Consider the following 5,660-nt stretch of genomic DNA (forward strand, 5'->3'; position numbering starts at 1 on the left):
GAGCCCCGAAGCGGGCGCGCCACTCCGGACTGGCGCGTCCGCTTCGGGGCTCTCTCGCTCATCTGGGGCTTCAGCTTTCTGCTGATCAAGGTCGGCACGCAGGTGTTCGCACCGTTCCAGGTGACCTTCGGCCGGCTGTTCTTCGGTACGGCGGTGCTGGCCGTCGCCATGGCGGTGAAGCGGGAGCGCTTTCCCCGCTCGGGCCGGGTCTGGGCCCATCTCGCCGTCGCGGGGCTCCTGCTCAACGCGCTGCCGTTCTCGCTCTTCGCGTACGCGGAGCTGACGATCCCCTCGACGCTCGCGGGCATCTGCAACGCCACTTCGCCGCTGTGGGGGATGGCGCTGTCCCTGGTCGCGCTCTCCGAGGACCGGCCCACCCGGCGCAGGGTGGCCGGGCTCGGTCTGGGGTTCCTCGGGGTGCTGACCGTGCTGGGTGCCTGGCAGGGCTTCTCAGGACTGGACTTCACGGGTACGGCCCTGGCACTGCTCGCCTCGCTCTGCTACCCGATCGGCTGGATCTACATCCGCAGGACCCTGGCGGGCAGCAGCAGCTCCCACCTCTCCCTGACCGGCGCCCAGCTCATGCTGGCGACGGGGCAACTGGCCTTGGTGACACCCCTGTTCACCACGTTCCCGACCTCGTTCCCGGTGGGGCCGGTACTCGCGGTGGTGGTGCTGGGCGCACTCGGCACGGGGCTGGCGATCCTGCTCCAGTACGGCATCGTCGCGGAGGTGGGGCCGACGACCGGGCAGATGGTCACCTACTTCGTCCCGGTCATCGCCACGGCGGCGGGGGTCACGCTGCTCGGCGAGCGGATCAGCTGGAACACCCCGGTCGGCGCCCTCGTCATCCTCGCGGGCGCGGCGCTCACCCAGAGCCGCGCCCGGCAGCGAGCCGGGACACCCGCGCCCGCCGAGGCCGGAACACCCGCGCCCGCCGGGGCCGGGACACCCGCATCCGCCGGGGCCGAGGCGCCCGCCCCCGCCGAGCGGTAGCGGCACCGCGCACCCGGGCTGCGGCACGGCACGCCCCCGTGCCGCGGCGTTCGGCGCGGCACGCCGCGCGCCTCAGCCGTGGGTACGGGCCGGGGCCGGGCCGGCCGCCGAGGCGAGCGCGTCGGCGAGCGGCCCGATGTCGTCGGCCGTCAGCTCCGAGACCGTCACCCGGACGCCCTGCGGCGCGGCCAGCCGGAAGCGCGCCCCGGGAGCGACCGCCCAGCCGGCGCCCAGCAGCCGCGCCACCGCCCCGGTCTCGTCGGAGACCGGCACCCAGACGTTCATCCCGCTGCGGCCGTACGCCTCGACGCCCCGCGCGGCGAGCGCCGTGACGAGCGCGTCGCGGCGCTCCCCGTAGGACCGCGCGACCTCCGCCACGTCCACCGCGCCCGAGGTCCACAGCTGGAGGACGGCCCGCTGGAGGAGCCGGCTCACCCAGCCGGGGCCCAGCCGCTGGCGCCCCTCGACGCGGTCCACGGTCACCGGGTCGCCGGTGAGTACGGCGAGCCGCAGATCGGGTCCGTACGCCTTGGCGGTGGAGCGCACGAGCACCCAGCTGTCGGTGACCCCGGCGAGGGGATGCAGCGGCAGATCCACGATGTGATGACCGTGATCGTCCTCGATGAGCAGGACCCCAGGATGCGCGGCGAGCAGGGCGCGCAGCTCGAAGGCGCGGGCGGCGCCGATCGCCGCGCCGGTCGGGTTCTGCGCGCGGTCGGTGACCACGACCGCGCGTACGCCCGCGCGCAGCGCGCGCGCCAGGGCCGCCGGGAGCGGGCCCTCGTCGTCCATCTCCACCGGTACGGGGCGCAGCCCCAGCGCCGGTACGAGATCGAGCAGGCTCCCCCACCCCGGGTCCTCGACGGCGACGGCGTCGCCCGGCCGCAGACGCGCGGCCAGTACGCGTTCGATCGCGTCCAGCGACCCGGAGGCCACGGAGACCGGCCCCGCGGGCACCCCGTCGGCGTCCAGTGCGGCCCGCGCCGCGCGGGCGAACTCGGCTTCGACGGGGGCCTGTCCGTACAGTCCTGGCCGCTCCGCGTTGTGGCGGGCGGCGGCGGCGAGCGCCTCGTGCAGCGGGGGCAGCAGCGCGGGATCGGGGTTGCCCTCCGAGATGTCCCGTACGCCGGGGGGCGCCTCGACCCGGATCGATCCGCGTGCCGTACTGGCGGGGCGGGGCCGGATCCGGCTGCCCCTGCGCCCGGCCGTCTCGATCACCCCGCGCTCGCGCAGCGTGCGGTAGGCGGCGGCGACGGTGTTCGGATTGACCCCCAGTTCCGTGGCCAATTCCCGCATCGGCGGCAGCAGTTGCCCGGGTCTCAGCTCGCCGGCCCCGACGGCCCGCTCCACGCTCGCGGAGATCTCCGCCGCACCTCGCCCAGTAATCCGATACTCTCCTAGCACAAAGAACATTATGCACTAGTACATTGGAGAGCGCACATGCCGGACACCCCCTACTCCGCGACCCCGCGCACCGTCCCCAGCCGCGCCCGCCAACGGGCCTTCTACGACCGGGAACTGGTGCACGGGATCCTCGACCAGGCGTATGTCTGCCATCTCGGTTTCGTCCGCGACGGCGCCCCCGTCGTCCTCCCGACGCTCTACGCCCGGGTCGGTGAGCGGCTGTATCTGCACGGCTCCACCGGATCGCGTCCGCTGCGCATGACGGGCGGCCCGGTCGGCGGGGCGCGGCGGGGCGAGGGCCCCGGGGACGAGGCGGCGGATCCCGGGCTGGCCGTCTGTGTCACCGTGACCCATGTCGACGGTCTGGTGCTGGCGCGCGCCGCCTTCCACCACTCGATCAACTACCGCTCCGTGGTGGTGCACGGCACCGCCCACACGGTGAGCGACCCCGAGGAGCGGCGCACCGCCCTGGACGCCCTCGTCGACCAGGTCGTCCCCGGCCGCTCGCGCGACTCACGCCCGGCCAACGGCCGCGAGCTGGCCGCGACGGCGGTGATCCGGCTCGACCTCGACGAGGTCTCCGCCAAGGCCCGCCGCGGCGGGCCCGATGACGACCCCGAGGACCTCGCGCTGCCGCACTGGGCTGGGGTCGTACCCGTCGTACACGGCTACGGCACCCCGGAACCGGACGGCGGCACCGGCCCGGCCGCCCCGCTGCCCGGCTATCTCGCGGCGCTCCCGGCGGCCGGGTGACCCAGCGGCGCCCGCCGGGCGGCGCCGAGGGCGGGCGGCGGCAGAGCGGTCGGGTGGCCGATCCGGGCCCTATGTCGTGGTGCGATCGGCGGCACGGGCAGTGTCGCCACCGGCCGCACCGCCGCTCCCCGTACCGCCGCTCCCCGTACCGCCACTGTCCGTATCACGACTGTCCGTATCACGACTGTCCGTACCGCGACTGCCGGTACCGGCCCCGCCCGCACCGGCAACGGCCGTACCGCCGCCCGCCACCGGTCCGGTCGCGGCCTTCGGCGTGGACGACTGCGCGATGAACGCGCCTGCCAGCACCACGGCCCCGCCGAGGATCTGCGGCGCCGAGAGGTGCTCGCGCAGCAGCACCCACGCCAGTACGGTCGCGATGACCGCCTCCAGGCAGGCGACCACGCCCGCCACCGACGGGGAGAGCTTCCGTACGGAGATCACGCCGGTCACGTAGGCGAGCACCGTGGCGACGAGCACGATCCATCCCAGCAGCAGCCACGCCGCCACCCGGGTCCCGCCCAGGTCCGCGTCGGCGCCGAGCAGCGACCAGTCCATGCCCCAGGGACGGGCGACGGCCGTCAGCACGACGGCGCCGACGATCAGCCCGTACGCGATCACCCCGAGCGGATCCGCCGCCTCCTCGCCGTCGCCGCCCTGGTCCGACAGGATGAAGTAACCGACCTGGCAGCAGGCGGCGCCCAGCGCGAGCGCCACCCCGACCGCGTCGAAGCCGAGCCCCGCCCACACCTCCACCACGCAGGCGAGCCCGCCCACCGCGAGCACGACACCGACGGCGGCGGCGCGGGTGACGGGCCGCCGCTGCACGAAGCGCACCCAGAGCAGGACGAGCGCGGGGGCGAGGTATTCGATGAGCAGCGCGACCCCGACAGGGATACGCGAGATCGCGGCGAAGTAACAGGCCTGTACGCCCGCCACCGCCAGCAGCCCGAAGCCGACGAGCAGCGCGGGCCTGCGGGTGACCAGCGCGCGGTGGCGCCAGGCCACGGGCAGCATCACGAGGGCGGCTCCGGTGACGCGCAGCCACACCACATGGAGCGGGTCGAGCCCCGCCTCTATCAGCGGCTTGGCCGCGACCCCCGAACCGCCGAACGCGAACGCCGAGGCCAGGGCGAGTCCCAGGCCGGCGCTCCTCCCCTGAGACGCAAGCATGGCGACATCATGACAGCTCGCGTCAGGAGTGACATCCTCATGACACCTGTCGAGACGACCGGAGCGGCCGGGCGAGCCTCGCGGCCAGGGTGAGCGTGTCCACCCCGGCCCGTTCGAGGACCTCGACGGCCCGGCAGGACGCGTCCGAGGCGAGCGCCGCCAGCAGATCGACGCCGCCGACCCGGGGCGCGCCACGCCGCGCCGCCCGCTCCAGCGCTCCGGACATGGCGCTCACCGCGGGCGGCGACCAGCCCGCCACGGTCCGGTTCCTGATGACGGGCAGCGCCCCGGAGTCCTCCACGGTGCCCTGCCAGCGCAGCCCGTATCCGATGCTGCGCTGCACGAGATAGCCGAGGACCCGGGCGAGCTGGGGGCCCTCGAAGACAGCGCGCGCCTCGGGGTCGGTTTCGAGCAGGGAGTGCAGCAGATGAGCCGTGTCGATCTGGGCGTCCGCGCCACGGTGCGCCCTTCTGCGGGCACCCGCGACCACCGACGCCAACTCCACGGTGAACCGCTCCTCGGCCTCGGTCCGTGATTCGGTCCGTGATTCGGTGGGCGCCGCGGCACGCGCGAGCGTGTCGTCGGCACGGTTCGGTACGGGCGGGTGAGGCACTCGCGGTGGAGGGTTTCGCACTCTCTCACCCCATCAGTCCCGACTGTCGGAGACATCACCGCCGGGAAGCATCTTCGAATCCCACGGAAGGTGGGTACGTCTGGACGAGTTCTCCTCCTTACGGATGAGATGAACACGCTTGTTCCCCCAGGGCACGACCCCGACGCGCTCAAGGCCCGCCGCCGCGTCCCGGAGCGTTCCGGAAGGCGACGGCGGGCCCGGAGTCAACCCGCGGGACTCAGCTCTCGTCGGCGAGGATCAGATAGAGCTTCTTGCGCGAGTCGTTGATGACCGCGAGGGCCTTCTCACGCTGTTCGGGCGTGCCGGTCTTCCAGACCTGCCCGAACGCCTCCATCAGCCCGAAACCGGCCTGCCGCATCTCGTTCATCGAGTCCCAGTCGACGCCGCGGCCGGCCTCTTCCCACGGGGCGTCGGGCCCCGATTCGGCCTCCGCGCTCCCGGCGTCGGTGAGCGTGAACAGCTTCTTGCCGCCCTCGCTCCGGCTGGTGATCAGCCCTTCGTCCTCCAGCAGCTGGAGGGTCGGGTACACCGATCCGGGGCTGGGACGCCAGGCACCGCCGCTGCGCTCGCCGATCTCCTGGATCATCTCGTAACCGTGCATCGGCCGGTCTTTCAGCAGCGCCAGGATCGACGCGCGCACATCGCCGCGCCGCGCCCTCCCCCGACCCCCGCCACGCCCCCGGCCACCCCCACCGAAGGG

6 protein-coding genes are annotated in these 5,660 nt (G+C 74.0%); 2 read left to right on the forward strand and 4 right to left on the reverse strand.

Annotated elements, in window-relative coordinates; translation table 11 throughout:
- Positions 1–996, forward strand: a 996-nt coding sequence (locus DVH02_RS32745) for a DMT family transporter (protein ID WP_233518599.1), incomplete at its 5' end; no start/stop codon positions are given.
- 72 nt (positions 997–1,068) lie between these two features.
- Here DVH02_RS32745 and DVH02_RS32750 read toward each other — a convergent pair.
- Entirely contained in the window at positions 1,069–2,400 is a 1,332-nt protein-coding gene (locus DVH02_RS32750; RefSeq protein WP_233518600.1) for an aminotransferase class I/II-fold pyridoxal phosphate-dependent enzyme, read from the reverse strand.
- A gap of 36 nt (positions 2,401–2,436) precedes the next feature.
- Here DVH02_RS32750 and DVH02_RS32755 point away from each other — a divergent pair, with 36 nt between their 5' ends.
- Positions 2,437–3,153: a pyridoxamine 5'-phosphate oxidase family protein gene (locus DVH02_RS32755; protein ID WP_114627481.1), complete on the forward strand. Its 717-nt coding sequence runs from the start codon at positions 2,437–2,439 to the stop codon at positions 3,151–3,153.
- Between the two features lie 69 nt (positions 3,154–3,222).
- On the opposite strand, the gene DVH02_RS32760 is transcribed toward DVH02_RS32755, so the two are convergent.
- From DVH02_RS32760 to DVH02_RS32770, 3 genes are all read right to left on the reverse strand, one after another.
- Positions 3,223–4,326, reverse strand: a complete 1,104-nt coding sequence (locus tag DVH02_RS32760) for an EamA family transporter (protein ID WP_114627482.1) — start codon at positions 4,324–4,326, stop codon at positions 3,223–3,225.
- A gap of 37 nt (positions 4,327–4,363) precedes the next feature.
- Positions 4,364–4,831, reverse strand: coding sequence for a Clp protease N-terminal domain-containing protein (locus tag DVH02_RS32765; RefSeq protein ID WP_407697709.1), 468 nt, complete (start codon positions 4,829–4,831; stop codon positions 4,364–4,366).
- A gap of 346 nt (positions 4,832–5,177) precedes the next feature.
- The coding region (locus DVH02_RS32770) for a PadR family transcriptional regulator (protein ID WP_147286186.1) at positions 5,178–5,660 on the reverse strand (483 nt) is incomplete at its 5' end.

Source organism: Streptomyces corynorhini, from assembly GCF_003346515.1.
GTDB classification, from domain to species: domain Bacteria; phylum Actinomycetota; class Actinomycetes; order Streptomycetales; family Streptomycetaceae; genus Streptomyces; species Streptomyces corynorhini.